Annotated in this window: 17 protein-coding genes and 1 pseudogene; 8 read left to right on the top strand and 10 right to left on the bottom strand. The window is 70.0% G+C overall.

Annotated elements, in window-relative coordinates:
- The first annotated feature begins 176 nt into the window (after positions 1 to 176).
- From ACTWQC_RS15205 to ACTWQC_RS15215, 3 genes are all read left to right on the top strand, one after another.
- Positions 177 to 1,154, top strand: a complete 978-nt coding sequence (locus ACTWQC_RS15205; protein WP_443316243.1) for an NAD(P)H-quinone oxidoreductase — start codon at positions 177 to 179, stop codon at positions 1,152 to 1,154.
- Positions 1,155 to 1,347: 193 nt separating this feature from the next.
- Complete coding sequence (locus tag ACTWQC_RS15210) at positions 1,348 to 2,088, top strand: hypothetical protein (protein ID WP_443316193.1); 741 nt, start codon at positions 1,348 to 1,350, stop codon at positions 2,086 to 2,088.
- A 168-nt stretch (positions 2,089 to 2,256) separates the two neighbouring features.
- A complete protein-coding gene (locus ACTWQC_RS15215; RefSeq protein WP_443316194.1) occupies positions 2,257 to 2,820 on the top strand; it encodes a bacterial proteasome activator family protein in 564 nt (187 codons plus the stop codon).
- 49 nt (positions 2,821 to 2,869) lie between these two features.
- Here ACTWQC_RS15215 and ACTWQC_RS15220 read toward each other — a convergent pair whose 3' ends face one another.
- Positions 2,870 to 4,621: a protein kinase domain-containing protein gene (locus tag ACTWQC_RS15220; RefSeq protein WP_443316244.1), complete on the bottom strand. Its 1,752-nt coding sequence runs from the start codon at positions 4,619 to 4,621 to the stop codon at positions 2,870 to 2,872.
- 332 nt (positions 4,622 to 4,953) lie between these two features.
- Here ACTWQC_RS15220 and ACTWQC_RS15225 point away from each other — a divergent pair, with 332 nt between their 5' ends.
- Positions 4,954 to 6,564 carry a protein kinase domain-containing protein gene (locus ACTWQC_RS15225; protein WP_443316195.1) on the top strand — a complete coding sequence of 537 codons (1,611 nt, stop codon included), beginning with the start codon at positions 4,954 to 4,956 and terminating at the stop codon, positions 6,562 to 6,564.
- Between the two features lie 70 nt (positions 6,565 to 6,634).
- On the opposite strand, the gene ACTWQC_RS15230 is transcribed toward ACTWQC_RS15225, so the two are convergent.
- Positions 6,635 to 7,672: a phosphotransferase gene (locus ACTWQC_RS15230; protein ID WP_443316196.1), complete on the bottom strand. Its 1,038-nt coding sequence runs from the start codon at positions 7,670 to 7,672 to the stop codon at positions 6,635 to 6,637.
- 102 nt (positions 7,673 to 7,774) lie between these two features.
- On the bottom strand, positions 7,775 to 8,431 hold the full coding sequence (locus ACTWQC_RS15235; protein ID WP_443316197.1) for a response regulator: 657 nt from the start codon (positions 8,429 to 8,431) through the stop codon (positions 7,775 to 7,777).
- 321 nt (positions 8,432 to 8,752) lie between these two features.
- Between ACTWQC_RS15235 and pdhA the strand changes: the two genes are divergently transcribed.
- Genes pdhA through ACTWQC_RS15250 form a run of 3 tightly spaced genes read left to right on the top strand, consistent with a single transcriptional unit; the run spans position 8,753 to position 12,567 of the window.
- On the top strand, positions 8,753 to 9,910 hold the full coding sequence (gene pdhA / locus ACTWQC_RS15240; protein ID WP_443316198.1) for a pyruvate dehydrogenase (acetyl-transferring) E1 component subunit alpha: 1,158 nt from the start codon (positions 8,753 to 8,755) through the stop codon (positions 9,908 to 9,910).
- Between the two features lie 2 nt (positions 9,911 to 9,912).
- The gene (locus tag ACTWQC_RS15245; protein WP_443316199.1) at positions 9,913 to 10,893 is read left to right on the top strand and encodes an alpha-ketoacid dehydrogenase subunit beta; all 981 of its coding nucleotides are present in this window, start codon (positions 9,913 to 9,915) and stop codon (positions 10,891 to 10,893) included.
- Between the two features lie 21 nt (positions 10,894 to 10,914).
- On the top strand, positions 10,915 to 12,567 hold the full coding sequence (locus ACTWQC_RS15250; protein WP_443316200.1) for a dihydrolipoamide acetyltransferase family protein: 1,653 nt from the start codon (positions 10,915 to 10,917) through the stop codon (positions 12,565 to 12,567).
- Between the two features lie 70 nt (positions 12,568 to 12,637).
- On the opposite strand, the gene ACTWQC_RS15255 is transcribed toward ACTWQC_RS15250, so the two are convergent.
- The 7 genes and pseudogenes from ACTWQC_RS15255 to ACTWQC_RS15285 form a co-directional block, all read right to left on the bottom strand.
- On the bottom strand, positions 12,638 to 13,522 hold the full coding sequence (locus ACTWQC_RS15255; protein ID WP_443316201.1) for a JmjC domain-containing protein: 885 nt from the start codon (positions 13,520 to 13,522) through the stop codon (positions 12,638 to 12,640).
- Between the two features lie 476 nt (positions 13,523 to 13,998).
- Positions 13,999 to 14,235 (bottom strand): DUF397 domain-containing protein, encoded by a 237-nt coding sequence (locus tag ACTWQC_RS15260; RefSeq protein ID WP_443316202.1) that lies wholly within the window; start codon positions 14,233 to 14,235, stop codon positions 13,999 to 14,001.
- A gap of 90 nt (positions 14,236 to 14,325) precedes the next feature.
- Positions 14,326 to 14,961 carry a DUF5753 domain-containing protein gene (locus tag ACTWQC_RS15265; protein WP_443316245.1) on the bottom strand — a complete coding sequence of 212 codons (636 nt, stop codon included), beginning with the start codon at positions 14,959 to 14,961 and terminating at the stop codon, positions 14,326 to 14,328.
- Positions 14,962 to 14,973: 12 nt separating this feature from the next.
- A pseudogene (locus ACTWQC_RS15270) lies at positions 14,974 to 15,177 on the bottom strand (helix-turn-helix domain-containing protein); the annotation flags it as partial.
- A gap of 24 nt (positions 15,178 to 15,201) precedes the next feature.
- Positions 15,202 to 15,726, bottom strand: a complete 525-nt coding sequence (locus ACTWQC_RS15275) for a DUF6879 family protein (RefSeq protein ID WP_443316203.1) — start codon at positions 15,724 to 15,726, stop codon at positions 15,202 to 15,204.
- A complete protein-coding gene (locus tag ACTWQC_RS15280; protein ID WP_443316204.1) occupies positions 15,704 to 15,931 on the bottom strand; it encodes a hypothetical protein in 228 nt (75 codons plus the stop codon). Before ACTWQC_RS15280 ends, ACTWQC_RS15275 begins: the two co-directional genes overlap by 23 nt.
- A gap of 94 nt (positions 15,932 to 16,025) precedes the next feature.
- The gene (locus ACTWQC_RS15285) at positions 16,026 to 16,493 is read right to left on the bottom strand and encodes an ATP-binding protein (protein ID WP_443316205.1); all 468 of its coding nucleotides are present in this window, start codon (positions 16,491 to 16,493) and stop codon (positions 16,026 to 16,028) included.
- A gap of 283 nt (positions 16,494 to 16,776) precedes the next feature.
- On the opposite strand from ACTWQC_RS15285, the gene ACTWQC_RS15290 reads away from it, so the two are divergent.
- Complete coding sequence (locus ACTWQC_RS15290) at positions 16,777 to 17,613, top strand: helix-turn-helix domain-containing protein (RefSeq protein ID WP_443316206.1); 837 nt, start codon at positions 16,777 to 16,779, stop codon at positions 17,611 to 17,613.
- The last annotated feature ends 3 nt before the right edge of the window (positions 17,614 to 17,616 follow it).

The following is a 17,616-nucleotide window of genomic DNA, read 5'->3' on the forward strand; positions in this document are numbered from 1 at the left end:
CCGGACCGGCTGGACTGGCTGGACCAGCTGGACCGGCCGGGACCCGCTGAGCCAGCAGCCGGACCAGCCGGACCAGCCGGACCAGCCGGACCAGCCGGACCAGCCGGACCCGCTGAACCAGCAGGACCGGCTGAATGGCCCGGCCCTGCAACCGGAGTAGCCTCGCGGCCATGCCTATGCACGCGATCACCATCCCCGAACCCGGCGGACCCGAGGCCCTGGTGTGGGCCGAGGTCCCGGACCCCGTGCCCGGCGAGGGCGAAGTGCTGGTCGAGGTCGTGGCCAGCGCCGTCAACCGCGCCGACCTGCTGCAACGCCAGGGCTTCTACGCCGCGCCGCAAGGCTCGTCCCCGTACCCCGGCCTGGAGTGCGCCGGCCGGATCGCGGCGCTCGGGCCCGGAGTCTCCGGCTGGTCCGTCGGCGCCGAGGTGTGCGCGCTGCTCGCGGGCGGCGGCTACGCGGAGAAGGTCGCGGTCCCGGTCGGCCAGCTGCTTCCCGTCCCCGAGGGGGTGGACCTGGTGTCGGCCGCGGCACTGCCCGAAGTGGTGTGCACGGTCTGGTCGAACGTCTTCATGGTCGCCCACCTCCGCCCCGGCGAAACGCTGCTGGTGCACGGCGGATCGAGCGGCATCGGCACGATGGCGATCCAGCTCGCGAAGGCGGTCGGGGCCAGGGTCGCGGTGACGGCGGGCAGCCCGGAGAAGCTGGAGCGCTGCCGAGAGCTCGGCGCGGACATCCTCATCGACTACCGCGAGCAGGACTTCGTCGAGGAGATCCGCAAGGCCACGGACGGGGCGGGGGCGGACGTCATCCTCGACATCATCGGCGCGAGGTACCTCGGCCAGAATGTGAAGGCACTCGCCGTGAGCGGCCGGATCGCCGTCATCGGCCTGCAGGGCGGGCGCAAGGGCGAGCTCGACCTGGGCGCGCTGCTGGCCAAGCGCGGCGCGGTGACGGCGACCTCGCTGCGCGGGCGGCCGCTGGCGGAGAAGGCGGCGATCGTGGCGGCGGTGCGCGAGCACGTATGGCCGCTGTTCGCAACCGGGCGGGTACGGCCGGTGGTGGACCGTACGCTCCCGATGCGGGACGCGGCGGAGGCCCACCGGGTGCTGGAGGGCAGCGCCCACGTGGGGAAGGTCCTGCTCACGGTGTGACGGCCGGGGCGACTCGCAGGTCCCTCGGGCTTCCTCCGAATCCCGTACGTTCCGGCCCGCTCCGACCTCCAGCGAGCCTCGCCGGACTCTCGCCCGACTCCCGTCCGAGATGCCGGATTTCATCCGTCATGTGACTCTGAACACTGCATCGGAAGGGTCACCCTGACGGCTCGCACGGGAGGGGGTCACCACTGTGGCTCCAGCGCTTCGCTCGCGATTCGCCATCGGGCTCCTGGTGGGGGCGGCCATGCTGCCGGCCCCCACCGCGCTCGCCCGCGAACAGGCTCATTTCCCTGTGGAGCGCAGGACGTCCGTCACCGGGCCACAAATCCTGCTGATTCACCCGATGGGCCGCCTGGGCATATCCGCCCCGTATCCGTCCGGCAGGGCGCCCGGGGCGGCCCAGGTCCCCGGCCCCGACCCCTCGTCCCGGCCCGGCGGCCCCTCCCGGCCGGGCTCCGGCTCCAGGGAGACCGGCCCGCCCGAGGAACCCAGCGCGCCGCCGGGCCCGGGCATACCCTCGGGCGCGCCGCCCGGCCCACCGTCCGCCGCGCCCCCCAGCGGCGGCGCCGCCGAGCCCTCCCCGCCCACCCATGCGGCCCCGCACCCGCCCGGCCCGACGCCTGACCTGCCGTCCCCGCCCGACCGTGACGAGCTGGAGGGGGCGTGGCGGCCCCCGCTGCCGTACGAGCCGCAGCAGCAGGAGCCGGTCGAGCCCGAGTGGACCGAGGTGAGCGAGGCGCCCGCAGACCCGTCCTCGACCGGTACACCGGATCCGGACAGCGCCGCCCCCAGCACGAGCGCCGAGGAGAGCGGCCAGCCGGCCGGGGCGCACCCCAGCGGACGGATGCTGCGGGTGCTGCCGATCGGGACCGGTCTGGCGCTGATGGGATTCGGCCTCGCCTACATCGGCATCCGGCTGCGGCAGCACTGACCCGCACCCGAGCACACACCCGCGCACGTCCCCGAGCACACACCCGAGCGCCCACCTCACACCCCCGCCGCCACCGCCCTTCCCTCGCCGGGAGCCCATCGAAAGCGGTGGATCGGCCGTACCCGGGGGCAGAACCGTTTACAAGTCCGTGTGCGAGAGAATGGCGGCATGGAGATGCCGAGGAATGAACGGTCGCAGGAGAACCCCCAGGTGCTGGTCGTCGGACCCGACGGGATGGCTCTCGGCAACCCCGGCTCCGGCGGCGGGGAGGGCGACGAGGAGTCGCGCGAGGTTCCTGTGACGGACATGGTCGAACAGCCCGCGAAGGTCATGCGCATCGGCAGCATGATCAAGCAGCTTCTGGAGGAAGTCCGTGCGGCACCTCTGGACGAGGCGAGCCGCGTCCGGCTCAAGGAGATCCACCACAGCTCCGTGAAGGAGCTGGAGGACGGCCTGGCGCCCGAGCTCGTCGAGGAACTGGAGCGGCTTTCGCTGCCCTTCACCGATGACGCCGTCCCGACCGAGGCGGAGCTGCGGATCGCGCAGGCTCAGCTGGTCGGCTGGCTCGAGGGACTGTTCCACGGCATTCAGACGGCCCTGTTCGCCCAGCAGATGGCGGCCCGGGCCCAGCTGGAGCAGATGCGCCGGGCGCTGCCGCCGGGCGTGATGACAGCCGAGGGCGACGAGGAGCGGTCCCACCAGGGCGGCGCCCGCTCAGGCCCGTACCTGTAAACGAGGAGGGCCCCGGCACGCAACCGCGCGCCGGGGCCCTCCTCGTACCTCAGGCGGGCTTGCCCGTGGACACCGTCAGCACGAACTTCTCCGTCTTGTCCTTCGGGTCGAACGGGTCGCCCGTCAGCGGGGTCTGCCGGAGAACGATGCCCTTGCCCCAGGAGTTCTCGTTCTCGTACACCACGCTGTACTTCCAGCCCGCTGCGTTCAGGCACTCCTTCACCGACGTGACGTCGTAGTACTGGAACTGCGGCGCGGAGATCTTGCTGTTGTCGTCCCAGTACTCGTTCGCCTCGGTGCACTTCTCGGTGTCGATGACCCGGGTCTTGTCGCCGGGGTTGAACTCGCCCCCGCCGCTCGTGGATCCGCCCGAGCCCGCCGGCTGCCGGCTCGCCGTCTCGTCCGTCGTGGGCTGCGTCGTCTCCCTGCCGTCCGCCTGGCCGCCATCACCGTTCTCCTTGTTCAGCACGATCGCGGTGATCAGGCCGCCGATCGCCAGCAGCGCGACGACGACCGACGCCACGATCACCGGCATGTTGCTCCTGCCGCCCGAGGACGGGCCGTGCGGAGGCGGGGTGATCGAGTACGGCGGCGGGGTCTGCGAGCCGCTGCCGTACGGCGAGGGAGCGGGTGTCTGCAGGCCCGGGGTCCCCGGGGTGTGGTAGCCCGGCTGCCCCGGCTGCTGCATCGGCTGCGAGGGCGGCGGCGGGGTCGAGGGGCCGAAGCCGCCCATCTGCTGGCCCGAGTGCGGCTGCTGCGCGGGCTGCTGGTACGGCGTGTGCACGTTCGGCGGCGCCGGGGTCTGCTGGTCCACCGGAGGGAAGACCGCCGAGCCGACCCCCGAGCCGCTGCGCGCCGCGGGCCCGCCGGCGATGATGATCGGCGCGGCCCCGGTCTGCCCGCTGCCCGCGGCCCGCGCGCATTCGTCGCGCATCGCCTCGGCCGTCGGGAAACGCTCGTTGGGGTTCTTCCGCAGCGCCCGCGAGACCAGCGCGTCGACCGCAGGCGGGACCGACCGGTTGATCGAGGACGGCGGGGGCGGCTCCTCCTGCACATGCGCGTACGCGATGGCCAGCGGCGAGTCCGCGTCGAACGGCAGCCGTCCGGTGAGCAGCTCGAAGAGCATGATGCCCACCGAGTAGAGGTCGGAGCGGGCGTCCACGCCGCGCCCCAGCGCCTGCTCGGGGGAGAGGTACTGCGGGGTGCCGACGACCATGCCGGTCTGGGTCATCGAGGTGACCCCGGACTGCATCGCGCGCGCGATGCCGAAGTCCATGACCTTGACCACATTGCGCTTGGTCATCATCACGTTGCCCGGCTTGATGTCCCGGTGGACCAGGCCCATCTCGTGGCTGACCTCGAGCGCCGCCAGCACATCCGCGGTGATCTTCAGCGCCTTCTCGGCCGGCATCGCGCCGTACTGCGCCACGTCCGCGTCCAGGACCGAGCGCAGCGGCTGGCCCTCGACGTACTCCATGACGATGTACGGGACGACCGCGCCGTCGCCTCCGCCGGAGGCGCTGTCGGACATCGCGTCCTCGCCGGAGTCGAAGACCGAGACGATGTTGGTGTGGGAGAGCTTCGCCACGGACTGGGCCTCGCGGCGGAACCGCTCGCGGAAGGACTGCTCGCGCCCGAGCTCGGTGTGGAGGGTCTTGATGGCGACCTGCCGGTCCAGCACGGTGTCGTACGCGAGGTGTACGGACGCCATGCCGCCCGCGCCGAGCAGGTCGCGCAGCTGGTAGCGGCCGCCGCCGACCGAACGGCCCTCGTAACGGCCCTGTGCGCCGTCCTGGCTCATCTTTCTGCTCCCCCCGTGGCGCACGGCCTTGCGCTGCGGCCGCTGCGGCCCCGGCGTGCCGATCCCGTCACGCATGATTACCAGTGATTCCCGGCCAAGTCTGCCGGAGGGCGGGGACACGTCAAGCTGCATGCCCGTTCCGTGACCGGATGCGCAAGAAGCGTCTCTGAAGCGTTACAGCGGCACCACGTGATTTGCCTCGCGCGACCTGTGGGGGGTTGGATGGCCGGTCCATCACGAACCGGACCATGGCCCGGACCCTGTAGCGTGCCCTAGGGAAGACCGCAAGGACCGCAGCGACAGCACGCGGACGAACACGACGGCGAGGACTGATGGCACAGACGCAGCGCGCCCAGGGCCCGTCCGAACCCGACGCCACCGGCGGGGGTGTCCCCGAAGCGCCGGAGGCGTGGGGGGTCGGCGGGCTCGTCGGCGACGGCCGCTACCGCCTCACCCACCGCCTCGGCCGCGGCGGCATGGCCGAGGTCTTCGCCGCCGAGGACGTGCGCCTCGGCCGTACGGTGGCGGTGAAGCTGCTCCGCACCGACCTCGCGGAGGACCCGGTCTCCAAGGCGCGCTTCACGCGCGAGGCACAGTCGGTCGCGGGCCTCAACCACCATGCGGTGGTGGCCGTTTACGACTCCGGCGAGGACGTCGTGGGCCCGCACACGGTGCCGTACATCGTCATGGAGCTCGTCGAGGGCCGGACGATCCGCGATCTGCTGCTCAACGCCGAGGCGCCGCCGCCGGACCAGGCGCTGATCATCGTCTCCGGGGTGCTGGAGGCGCTGTCCTACAGCCACCACCACGGCATCGTGCACCGGGACATCAAGCCCGCGAACGTCATCATCACCAACACCGGCGCCGTCAAGGTGATGGACTTCGGCATCGCTCGTGCGCTGCACGGCGCGCAGTCCACCATGACCCAGACGGGCATGGTCATGGGCACCCCGCAGTACCTCTCCCCCGAGCAGGCCCTCGGCAAGGCCGTGGACCACCGCTCGGACCTCTACGCGACCGGCTGCCTGCTGTATGAACTCCTCGCGCAGCGCCCGCCGTTCACCGGCGAGACCCCGCTCTCGGTCGTCTACCAGCACGTCCAGGACGACCCGGTCCCGCCGTCCGAGGCCGCCGACGGGGTGCCGCCGGAGCTGGACGGGCTGGTCATGCGCTCGCTCGCCAAGGACCCTGACGACCGGTTCCAGAGCGCCGAGGAAATGCGCGGCCTGGTCCAGTACGCGCTGCAGATGCTGCAGGAGAAGGGCGGCCACAGCGGGGTCTGGGACACCGGTCCCGTGGCGCACACCGGCGCGAACACCCCGGCGATGGGCGTGGCCGGCACGACCGTCCTGCCGCACCCGAGCCATGGCGACACCCCCGTCGGCTTCAGGACGGGCAACACCGCGCAGATGGGCTCCGGCGGTCCGCTGCTGCCCGGCGCCCGCACCGACGACGGCGGCTTCGACGGCCGCCGGCCGGGCGGCGGGAAGGGCCGGGGCGGCCGCGGCAAGATGTGGCTGTTCGTGGCGCTCGCCGTGATCGCGATCATCCTCGGTGCCGCCTACGCGCTGGACAGGACCGGCCAGCAGGCCGGCGGGGACAAGAAGGACACCCCCTCGACCACGGCCCCCGAGAAGACGGAGAACAAGCCGTCCCAGTCGGAGGACGAGGAGACGACGGAGGGCACGGACCCGGGCGCGGTCGTCGGCGGCCAGGACGACTACACGCCGTCCTACACGCCCTCGCAGAAGCCGAGCCAGACGCCGTCGACGACGCCGTCCCAGACGGCGCCGACTGACGATCCGACCGACACCCCGACGGACGGCACGTCCAGCGGCGGCGATCCGACCGACGACCCGTCCAGCCCCGGTGGCACGGACGACCCGGGCAACGGGGATCCGTCGGGCGACCCGACCCTCCCCGACCCCGGCGAGGAAGACTGACCGGGGCAGCGGCCGGCACCGTATTGCCACCGCCGGCACCGGATTGCCACCGGATTGCCACCGGCCGGGGTCACCCGGTGAAGGCGTCGCAGACCGCCTCGTACTCGCGCGTCCACCACACCGACAGCGCCGCCGCCGCCGGGAACTGCGGATCGGCGCGACGGTCGCGCAGCTGGTAGCGCCAGCGCAGCATCCAGAAGTCGTTGAGCCGCTCCCACCACACCCGGTGGACCGCCGCGGCAAGTTCGTCCGGGGTGGCGCCGGTCGCGGCCCGGTACGCGCGGGCGTACGGCCGTACCTTCGACAGCTCCAGCGTCCCCCGCGACCGTACGAAGAAGATCGCCGCGGCCCGTACCGCCTCCTCGGCTCGGGGCTGGACGCCGAGCCGGTCCCAGTCGATGATCGCTGCGGGCTCCGCGCCCCGGTAGAGCAGGTTCAGCGGGTGGAAGTCGCCGTGCACCCAGCCCGTCGCGGGCTCGGCGCCCGCCTCGGGGCGGCGGTGGGCGTGCCGCTCCAGCAGGGCCCTGCGCTCGAGGAGCCGGTGTTCCGCGAGCTCGTCGAAGGTGTCACGCGGGCGGCTGGCGCGGGCGAGGCCGAGCAGCTCCTCGATCAGCTCGAAGGTGTCGGTCGGGTCGGCGCTCTCGACCCGGGCCTCGGCCTCGGGGACCGGTGACTGCAGCATCACCCGCTCCAGGCAGGTGTGGACGAGCCCCAGCAGCGCTCCGAGCCGCCGGGACTGGGCGCAGCTGAGCTGGGCGCCGTCCCGGTGCCTGCCGTCCACCCAGGGGTGCAGGGCGTAGCAGCCGCCGCCTATCACCACGACCGTACGGCCGTCCGTGTCGGCCAGGGGCGGGGCGACCGGCAGGCCCAGCGCCGCGAGCCGGGCGATGGCGCCGTGCTGGTGGGTGATGGCGTCGCTGTCGCCGTCGAGGTGGTGCTTGAGGAAGTAGCGGCCGCTGGTGGTGGCCAGGTGGTAGCCGCGGTTGAGCAGGCCCTGGGCGACGGGTTCGCAGGACAGCGGCTCGCCGGCGCCCTCGTACTGGCGGAGCAGGGCGTCGAGAGCGACGGGGGCCTCGGGAGCGCCAGAGGCGTCATATGAGCGCGGCACGCGCCAGATGCTAGATGACCGGGTTACATAGCGTGGTCGGCCTGGCGCGCGGGGACTCCGGTGAGGTAGTGGACGGCGACGAACCGCGGCTCGATCTTCCGGTCAGCCCTTTTCCGTCTGCATGCGGCCCCTGAATGCCGCGGCCTGGGAGCGGTGCTCCAATCCGAGTTTCGCCAGCAGGCCGGAGACATCATTCTTGATCGTCTTTTCGGGGAGGTGCAGGCGCTCGCCGATGGCCCTATTGGTCAGGCCCTCGCTGATCAGCTTCAGGACTTTCCGCTCGTGCTCGGTGAGGTGCGCGAGTTTTTCATCGCTCTTCGCGCCGTTTCCGTCGCGCAGCCGCTCCCGCACGCGGGCCGTCGCGGCCGGATCGAGCAGCGATTTCCCGGCCGCCACCTCCCGTACGGCCGAGAGCAGTTCATGCCCGCGGACCGCCTTGAGGAGGTAGCCGGAGGCGCCCGCCACGATCGCGTCGATGAGGGCCTCGTCGGCGGAGGAGGTGAGCATCAGGCACTTCACGTCCTCGTCCCGGGAGCGGATCTCCCGGCAGACCTCGACGCCGCTGCCATCGGGGAGCCGTACGTCCAGTACGGCGACGTCCGGGCGGGTGGCCGGGATACGGGGCAGGGCCTCGGCCGCGGTGCCGGCCTCGCCGACCACCTCGATATCCTCCTCGACCGACAGAAGGTCATGGATTCCGCGGCGGACCACCTCGTGGTCGTCCAGCAGAAATACCCTGATTTGCCCTTCTTCGCGCACGCCGTCAGTCTCACACACCAACTCTTCCCGTGCTCTTGTGCTCCGGGATAACGTGCCGTTGTCCGGCGAGCCGCAAGGCCGTGACCAGTGCAGTTCCCGCTCACCTCGCAATTTACTTGGAAATCCAAGCAAAATCGCAGGTCAGAGGGGTTTCGCAGACATGTGGCGCACTGGGTAACGTGCCTATTGCAGGCCGCGTCCGGACACCTGTCACGCCCGGTTCGGCCGTGCCGCACATACCCCGTGCGCCGTTTCGAAGCGGGTGAGCCCCAAACTGGCCACCGGCGGATCCCGGGGGCCGGACAGACGGAGGAGCACACCGTGACCGTGGAGAGCACTGCCGCGCGGAAACCGCGTCGCAGCAGCACCGGCAAGCGCGCCGGCGTCAAGAAGCCGCCGACCGACGCCCGCCCCGAACTCGTACAGCTGCTGACGCCGGAGGGCGAGCGGGTCGAGCACCCCGAATACTCGATCGAGGTGACCCCGGAAGAGCTGCGCGGCCTGTACCGCGACATGGTGCTGACCCGGCGCTTCGACGCCGAGGCCACCGCACTTCAGCGACAGGGCGAGCTGGGCCTGTGGGCCTCGCTGCTCGGCCAGGAGGCCGCCCAGATCGGCTCGGGCCGGGCGCTGCGCGACGACGACTACGTCTTCCCGACCTACCGCGAGCACGGCGTCGCCTGGTGCCGCGGGGTCGACCCGACCAATCTGCTCGGCATGTTCCGCGGCGTGAACCACGGCGGCTGGGACCCCACAACCAACAACTTCCACCTCTACACGATCGTCATCGGCTCGCAGACGCTCCACGGAGTCGGCTACGCGATGGGTGTGGCCAAGGACGGCGCCGACTCGGCCGTCATCGCGTACTTCGGTGACGGCGCCTCCAGCCAGGGCGACGTCGCCGAGGCGTTCACCTTCTCCGCGGTCTACAACGCCCCCGTCGTCTTCTTCTGCCAGAACAACCAGTGGGCGATCTCCGAGCCCACCGAGCGGCAGACCCGCGTCCCCCTCTACCAGCGCGCCCAGGGCTACGGCTTCCCGGGCGTCCGCGTCGACGGCAACGACGTCCTCGCCTGCCTCGCCGTCACCCGCGCCGCGCTGGAGCGGGCCCGCAGCGGCCAGGGCCCGATGCTCATCGAGGCGTTCACCTACCGCATGGGCGCCCACACCACCTCCGACGACCCGACCCGCTACCGCGGCGACGACGAGCGCGCGGAGTGGGAGGCCAAGGACCCGATCCTGCGGCTGAGGACCCACCTGGAGCGGGAGGGCTTCGGCGACGCAGCCTTCTTCGAGGAGCTGGAGCAGGAGAGCGGCGCGCTCGCCAAGCGGGTCCGCGAGGCCGTACGCGCCATGCCCGACCCGGACTCCATGGCGATGTTCGAGCATGTCTACGCCGACGGGCACGCGCTCGTCGACGAGGAGCGCGCGCAGTTCGCCGCGTACCAGGCTTCGTTCGCGGACGCGGAGGAGAACTGACCATGGCCACCGAGAAGCTCTCGCTCGCCAAGGCGATCAACGAATCGCTCCGTACGGCCATGGAGGCCGACCCCAAGGTCCTCATCATGGGCGAGGACGTCGGCAAACTCGGCGGCGTCTTCCGCGTCACGGACGGGCTGCAGAAGGACTTCGGCGACGACCGGGTCATCGACACCCCGCTCGCGGAGTCCGGCATCATCGGCACCGCGATCGGCCTCGCGCTGCGCGGCTACCGGCCCGTCGCCGAGATCCAGTTCGACGGCTTCGTCTTCCCCGCGTACGACCAGATCGTCACGCAGCTGGCCAAGATGCACGCCCGCGCCCTGGGCAAGGTCAAGCTGCCGGTCGTCATCCGCATCCCGTACGGCGGCGGGATCGGCGCGGTCGAGCACCACAGCGAGTCGCCCGAGGCGCTCTTCGCGCACGTGGCGGGGCTGAAGGTGGTCTCGCCCTCCAACGCGGCCGACGCGTACTGGATGATGCAGCAGGCCATCGAGTCGGACGACCCGGTCATCTACTTCGAGCCGAAGCGGCGCTACTGGGACAAGGCCGAGGTCGACACCGGCGCCATCCCCGGACCCCTGCACTCCGCCCGCGTCGTCCAGCAGGGCACGGACCTGACGCTGGCCGCGTACGGGCCGATGGTGAAGGTCTGCCTCGAGGCGGCCGCCGCGGCCGCGGAGGAGGGCAAGTCCGTCGAGGTCGTCGATCTGCGGTCGATGTCGCCGATCGACTTCGACACCGTCCAGCGGTCGGTCGAGAAGACCGGCAGGCTGGTCGTCGTGCACGAGGCCCCGGTATTCCTGGGGACGGGGTCGGAGATCGCCGCCCGGATCACCGAGCGGTGCTTCTACCATCTGGAGGCCCCGGTGCTGAGGGTCGGCGGGATGCACGCGCCGTACCCGCCGGCACGGCTCGAGGACGAGTACCTGCCCGGGCTCGACCGGGTGCTGGACTCCGTCGACCGCGCGCTGGCGTACTGAGGGGCCGAGGAGATCGTGACGATGACGGATATTGGTCAGCGCTTCCGCGAGTTCAAGATGCCCGACGTGGGCGAGGGACTGACGGAGGCCGAGATCCTCAAGTGGTACGTCCAGCCCGGCGACAGGGTGACCGACGGGCAGGTGGTCTGCGAGGTCGAGACCGCCAAGGCGGCCGTGGAGCTGCCGATCCCCTTCGACGGGACCGTCCACGAGCTGCGGTTCCCCGAGGGGACGACGGTGGACGTGGGCACGGTGATCATCGCCGTCGACACCGAGCCCGGGGGCGGCTCCGCCGCACCGGGCGAGGGCGGGGCGGCGCCCGGCGCCGCGGGGCAGCCGGCGTACTACCCGCCGAAGTCGGAGGAGGCGGCCCGGGAGGCGGCCGAGCCCGGCCCTGCGCCCACGCCGACGGTCCCGGGCGAGGGCGAAGGCGAGACCGAGGCCGAGGGCCGCCAGCCGGTCCTCGTCGGCTACGGCGTCTCCGCCTCCTCGACGAAGCGCCGCCCGCGCAAGCCGCAGCCGGGGCAGGCTCCGGGTGTCCCGGCCCAGCCGGGCGCCGGTGGCGCCGACCAGGCGCCCGCGGCGCCGCAGGGGCAGCCTTCCGCCGGTGCCGGCGGGGCAGCGCCCGCGGCGCAGCCGGCCGCGGCTGCGCTGCAGTCCGAGCTGAACGGCCACGCCGGTACGGCCGCCGCGGTTCCCGGCGGGCCGCAGGCCGCCGCCGTGGCGCAGCCGGGGGCACGGGCTGCCGGGACCGCGGCTCCTTCCGTGCCGGGTGGGCGGCCGCTGGCCAAGCCACCGGTCCGTAAGCTCGCCAAGGATCTCGGCGTGGACCTGGCGAGGGTCACCCCGACCGGCCCGGACGGGATCGTCACGCGCGACGACGTGCACGCGGCCGCCGCCTCCGCCATGGCGGCGACCGAGGCCGCACCGGTGGGGGCCCCGGCGCCCGCGCCTGCCGCCGCCCCCGCCGCGCCGCGCGAAACCCGTGTGCCCGTCAAGGGCGTACGGAAGGCGACGGCCCAGGCGATGGTCGCCAGCGCCTTCACCGCGCCGCACGTCACGGAGTTCATCACCGTGGACGTGACCCGCACGATGAAGCTCGTACAGGAGCTCAAGCAGGACCCGGACATGGCGGGTCTGCGGATCAACCCGCTGCTCCTGGTCGCGAAGGCCTTCCTCGTCGCGATCCGGCGCAACCCGGAGGTCAACGCGGCCTGGGACGAGGCGAACCAGGAGATCGTGCGGAAGGAGTACGTGAACCTGGGCATCGCCGCGGCCACCCCGCGCGGCCTGATCGTCCCCAACATCAAGGACGCGCACGAGAAGACCCTGCCCGAACTCGCCGCCGCGCTCGGCGAGCTGGTGACCACGGCCCGCGAGGGCAAGACGTCCCCCGCGGCGATGCAGGGCGGCACGGTCACGATCACCAACGTCGGCGTCTTCGGCGTCGACACCGGCACCCCGATCCTCAACCCCGGGGAGTCGGCGATCCTCGCCTTCGGCGCGGTCAAGCTGCAGCCGTGGGTCCACAAGGGCAAGGTGAAGCCACGCCAGGTCACGACGCTGGCGCTGTCCTTCGACCACCGCCTGGTCGACGGCGAACTGGGCTCCAAGGTCCTCGCGGACATCGCAGCGGTCCTGGAACAGCCCAAGCGGCTGATCACCTGGACGTAGCCCGCGAAGGCAACACCATGGTCAGGGGCCCGGACGCACGTGCGTCCGGGCCCTCTGCGTGGCGCAGCAGCTATCCGACTTTCTCGCTCACCGCGGCCTTCCGAATCCGCTCGGCGGCCAGAGTCGGGTCGATCCGTCCCAGGAAGTCGACCACCATCGACCGTGCTACCAGAACGTCGGACTCAAGTTCTCCGGCGAATGCTCTCGGCGGCACTTCGGCCCGGAAGGATTGCTCCTCGACAGCCAGCCCGATGAGCTTCTCAGCCAGCCACAGCCACGAACGCTCCTTAATCGCGAACGTCAGGTGGAAGCTCGTGCTGCCGTCCACGGCGTGTGGGCTGTGCACCCAGCCTCTGGGCAAGACCAACGTGTCACCGGGCGTCAGCTCGAACTCCGCATCCGGTGGACTCGCCTCCAAACGCTCTTGCAGTTCCTGGGTCCATACCTGCGGCGATGAGAGATAGTCCCCCGTCGGCTGGTCGACCACCGGGCGCCACAGCGGCCAGCGCTTGCTGCCCGTGATCTGTGCGACGATCCCCGTGAATTGGTCCCAGTGATGCGTGAGTCCCTGCTGTCCCGGCGGAGTGATGATCGCGCTGATGTGGTTCGAGTAGCCCGTCTCTTGTTGGATCACCCGCGAGACGCGGGCCAGGTACGGGATCGCTCGCTGCACCTCGCGGAGGTTCACGGTATGGCCCTCGTCGATGAGACCGCGGACTTTTCCGGGAGTCATCCTGCCGTCATGCGAGAACCGGCCGGGGTGTACGGCCTGGCCGTTCTTGACCACTGCGACGTACTGCGGTGATGGAAGGTCGTAATCGATGTACGAGTCCATGAGGGACAGCGGCACATTGCGATCCAGGTCGGTGGCGCCGCGGTGGTGCACCTGCGGCTCGGTGGGCCACGACTTCAGCAGTTCGTCCACGGAGTCGTTCAGCAGCAGCCTCAGCGACATGTGTCCCCCCCAGTGCTGTGAGATCGGGTGGGCGGAAGCGGGCAGGCGATCTTGGGATGGTGCCGGCTGGGACACGACACCACCGAGTAGGACGCCAGGGAGCCCGAGACAGTCCAGTAGGCCCAGGTCACGTCCACTCCGCGTGACAGTGCGTCGAGCGCGTACGCCGTCTTTTCGTCGAGCCCGGGATACGCGTTCCTGCCGTCCTCGCGGGTGAACGGTGGATTCTCCTGGTAACGCCCGCTCAGCCAGAAGACGGTGTCTACTACGTCGGTCCATGTGCGATCGGCGGCAGTCTGGTTCTGACGCAACAACCAGTGGCCGGTCATCATCGGAGGCAGCGTTGAGCCCAGGAAGGCGCGGGTTTGCTCGTCGTTGGGTTGCCGACCCGGCCGACGCAAACCTTCCTGAGCGTATTGCGCACCGCCGCCCACCCAGGGGCCGTAACCGTGCCAGTGTCCATGCCAGCGCATGATCTAGATCCTGAGACCCCTCTTCTGGGCCCAGCCGAGGACAAACGTGTCCAGCTCGTCGGCTGTGACACGCAGCTCCTGGCCAGCGCCCGAGGGTTTGGTGTCGCGGAGGACGTACGCTCCCGTGGCGCCGGGGATCTCCGCGACGGAGAGGCACGTCTCGTGCTCGCCTCCCAGGTTGCCGCCGCAGAATTGAGCGAACTCCGCGCCCTCGAGGGGCAGACCGTACAGGTTGTGCATCGGGGATCCCTCCTCGGTGTATCTCTTGTGCGGAGAGCATCGGAGAGGGGGACTTCGCCGCTCAAACAACTTGCGCGTGCTTGCAGATGTTCACTCGAGCGAGCTGATTGCTTCCGCGATCAAGGCGCGGGCCCTATGTCCGTAGCAGGCCATCGCTGCAAGCTCAGCGAACATCCGCGAGTACGCGGCGATTTCGCTCGGCTGCTTCACAGTCACCTGGGCCGTGGCCAATTCGATGATCACCTGGCTGTCATCGAAGATCCAGAAGCCTTCGACGGGCCACATGGTCCGGTCGACGGTCGTGGGGATGATGCCCAAGCTGACCTGTTGCAGGGAGGCCACCGTGAGGAGGTGGCCCAGTTGCGCTGCCATGATTGAGGCGTCGCCGAACCTTGACCTCAGCGCGGTCTCTTCCAGCAATATGCCGAATCGCCGACTGGCGTCACGGAGAACCCACTGACGTCTCACGCGTACCTCGGCTGCGGCTTCGCTGTCGTCGGGTATGTCCCAGAACGAGATGATGCGGCTCATGATCGAACGTGCGTAGTCAGCGGTTTGCAAGAGGCCGGGGATCACCCCCGGCTCGTAGATACGGAAGTGCTTGGTGCGCTCGTACAGCGGAATGTGAGCCTGCTGGATCGGGCGCAGCCCCTGCCGCTGCAACCTCCGCCACTCGACGTACATCTCCTCAATGTTCTGCGATGTCGCGATGAGGTCCGGGTACACGTCGGGCACCTTGCAGAGCACCGCGTATCGATGGAGGTCTTCCTCGCCCGGAGCCGTAATGCCGTTCTCGATTCGGGAGGCTTTCGACTCACTCCAGCCGGCACGGGCGGCGAAGGCCCGTGCCGTCTTGAAGCCTCCTGCTTTGCGGATCTCTCGAAGTCGCTTTCCCAGGGCCTGACGGGCTTCCTGGACAGCTGAAGAGGGCGAGGATGGCACTGGATTGCTTCGCTGGCGTGCCGGTCAGGACGGGTGGTATTCGGCCTGGGGGATGGCGCGCTCCCACACCGCCTCGAACGCACTGGTGCAGAGACTGAGGATCTTGGGGTCGGTCGTCAGCTCCATCCAATCCGGGGCGCTCTCCCCGTCACCGGTGAAGTGGAGGACCAGGACCAGCTCGTTGTCGAAGACCCAGAAGTCGTTCCCGGGGAAGGCGATGTCTGTCGCTCGACGGCGAGGCAGCCAACGAATCTGCTCGCCGGCCTTCACATTGGCGTCGGAGACGTAATGCTCGAACTTGATGTAGTCCGACACCGGGACTGAGAACACCCTCGCCCGGCGGATCACGACACCGCGGTCAGTGGCCGCACGGACCCGCGTGAGCCACTCCTCGAACTCTGGGTCACCGCCCACCGGGTCGGTCAGTTTGCCCTCCTGCCAGGCGATGTAGGCAGGGTCTGACGTCATGTAGCCGTCGCGCATCTCAAGGTGCACGGCCGAGTGCCGGACCGAGGCCAGCAGCTCCTCAAACGTCGGTGCCTTCGTCACGCTTCATCTCCTGGAAGAACTGGACCATGCGTCGCGGAATCTCAACTACGGTCTCGTGGTCGGGGATGCCCATCGTGGACAGGCGCTCCTCGTCCAGCACCTTCCAGCCCTGGACGAGGTAACTGTCGGTCTCGTCGTCCAGGTAGATCGTGGGAGAGCCGCCGGATTTGCTCTCAGGATCCTTGCCAAGCCTGTGCAGAGCCATGATGTCCTCCTCGGTCGAAGCCGACGATTCTGTGTTTGAGCATGCGCTCAAGCGAGTTGGTGGCGCGAGGAAATTGCGTGAACTTGCACGTCTCCTACGGAGCCTGCCTGGCTCCTGGCCGGGGCTGTGGGGTCGCTGCGACAGGGGCAGGACGGCACGTGTCGAGCTCGGCCCAGACGGTCTTGCCGGGGGTACGGGGCCTCGTGCCCCAGCGGTCCGCGATGTCGCCGACCAGGAGCAGGCCGCGCCCGAACGACTCGTCTGCGACGGGCGTCTGTACGCAGGGCATGTGCTCGCCGCGCGTATCACTGACCTCGACGCGTACGGCGGAGGCGGTCAGGGCCAGCCGTACGCGGAAGAGGCGGCCCGGTAGGGAGCCGTGCAGCAGAGCGTTGGTCGACAACTCGCTGACGACCAGTGCGGTTTCGCTGGCGAGGGCGGCGTGCCCCCACTCGGTAACCAGCCGCGCCGCGCGTCGGCGGGCAATGGAGACGCTGCGGGGGCTCGGGGTGTAGTCCAGCGCGTCCTCGTGGAGGACGACGTCGGGTTGTGGGAAGGCCATGGGCTGACGCCTCCGGTTGTGCTGGGGATTTGGGTGCGGCGGTGGCGTTGCCGTCGTCGCCGGGCATGGCGAGGCGGTGCACTTCCGCCAACTGGCTCCGCTGTGCGAGCGGTTGCGTACCGAAGGTAGTCTTGCTCGCGTCAGCCACACAAGCTGTCTCGGGGAAATCTGTCTCCAGATCATGGTTGTGCGGTCGCTCCGGACCACTGCAGACTGATTCCGGCTTTGGGAGTGATGTGTCGTGGCAAGGGATCGGGCGGCTCTGGGGAACCGCGTATCGACCGTGCTGGCTCGTAAGTTGGGCAGCGAACTACTGCGGTTCCGAACCGCGGCAGGGCTGACTCAGCCTCAAGCGGCAGATGCGCTGAGCGCTACAGCGGCGAAGATCGCCAAGATGGAGCGGGGCTGGGTTCCCTTTCGTGACCCTGATGTCGTGGCGCTCTGCGCCCTGTACGGCCTGACGGATCAGAAAACCGTCAATGACCTCCTTGAGCTGGCCAAACTCGACCGGGGGCGCCGCAAGGCGAAGGGGTGGTGGAAGCGCTACCCCGACGTCGCCATCGCCGAATACATCGCCATGGAGGACGTGGCGGTGCGCATGCGTACGTGGCAGGTAGCGCTGGTGCCGGGTCTGCTGCACACGCCGGAATACACGGCCGCCCTCGCTCGCGATCAAGCCATGCTGGATGACCCAGACGTGATCAAGCAGTGTGTGGAGGTGAAACAGAACCGGCAGAAGCGACTCCATGGAGAGAAGCCGCTTCAAGTATGGGCAGTGGTATGGGAACCGGTGCTGCGGCAGCGTGTCGGGGGTGCTGACGTGATGCGCAGGCAGTTGGAGCACTTGCTGCGCGTGTCCCACTATCCGAACGTTGTGTTCCAGGTGGTTCCGCTCAGCGGCGGTGGCTTTCCCGGCATGATCGGGCCGTTCAACATCGCCTCATTCGCCGAGTCCACAGCCCTGGACGTGGTCTACGCGGACAACGCGTCCGGCACAATCTGGTTGGAGAGCGAGGCCGACGCCCTGGCGCACGACAAGATCTTCAAGCAGACCGTGAGGCTGGCGCTGTCGGAGCAGGACTCGCGCGATCTGGTTGACCGAATCTGCAAGGAGATGTGAAAC

Origin of the sequence: Streptomyces sp. 8N616 (assembly GCF_052246385.1) — a bacterium.
Classification (GTDB): Bacteria; Actinomycetota; Actinomycetes; order Streptomycetales; family Streptomycetaceae; genus Streptomyces.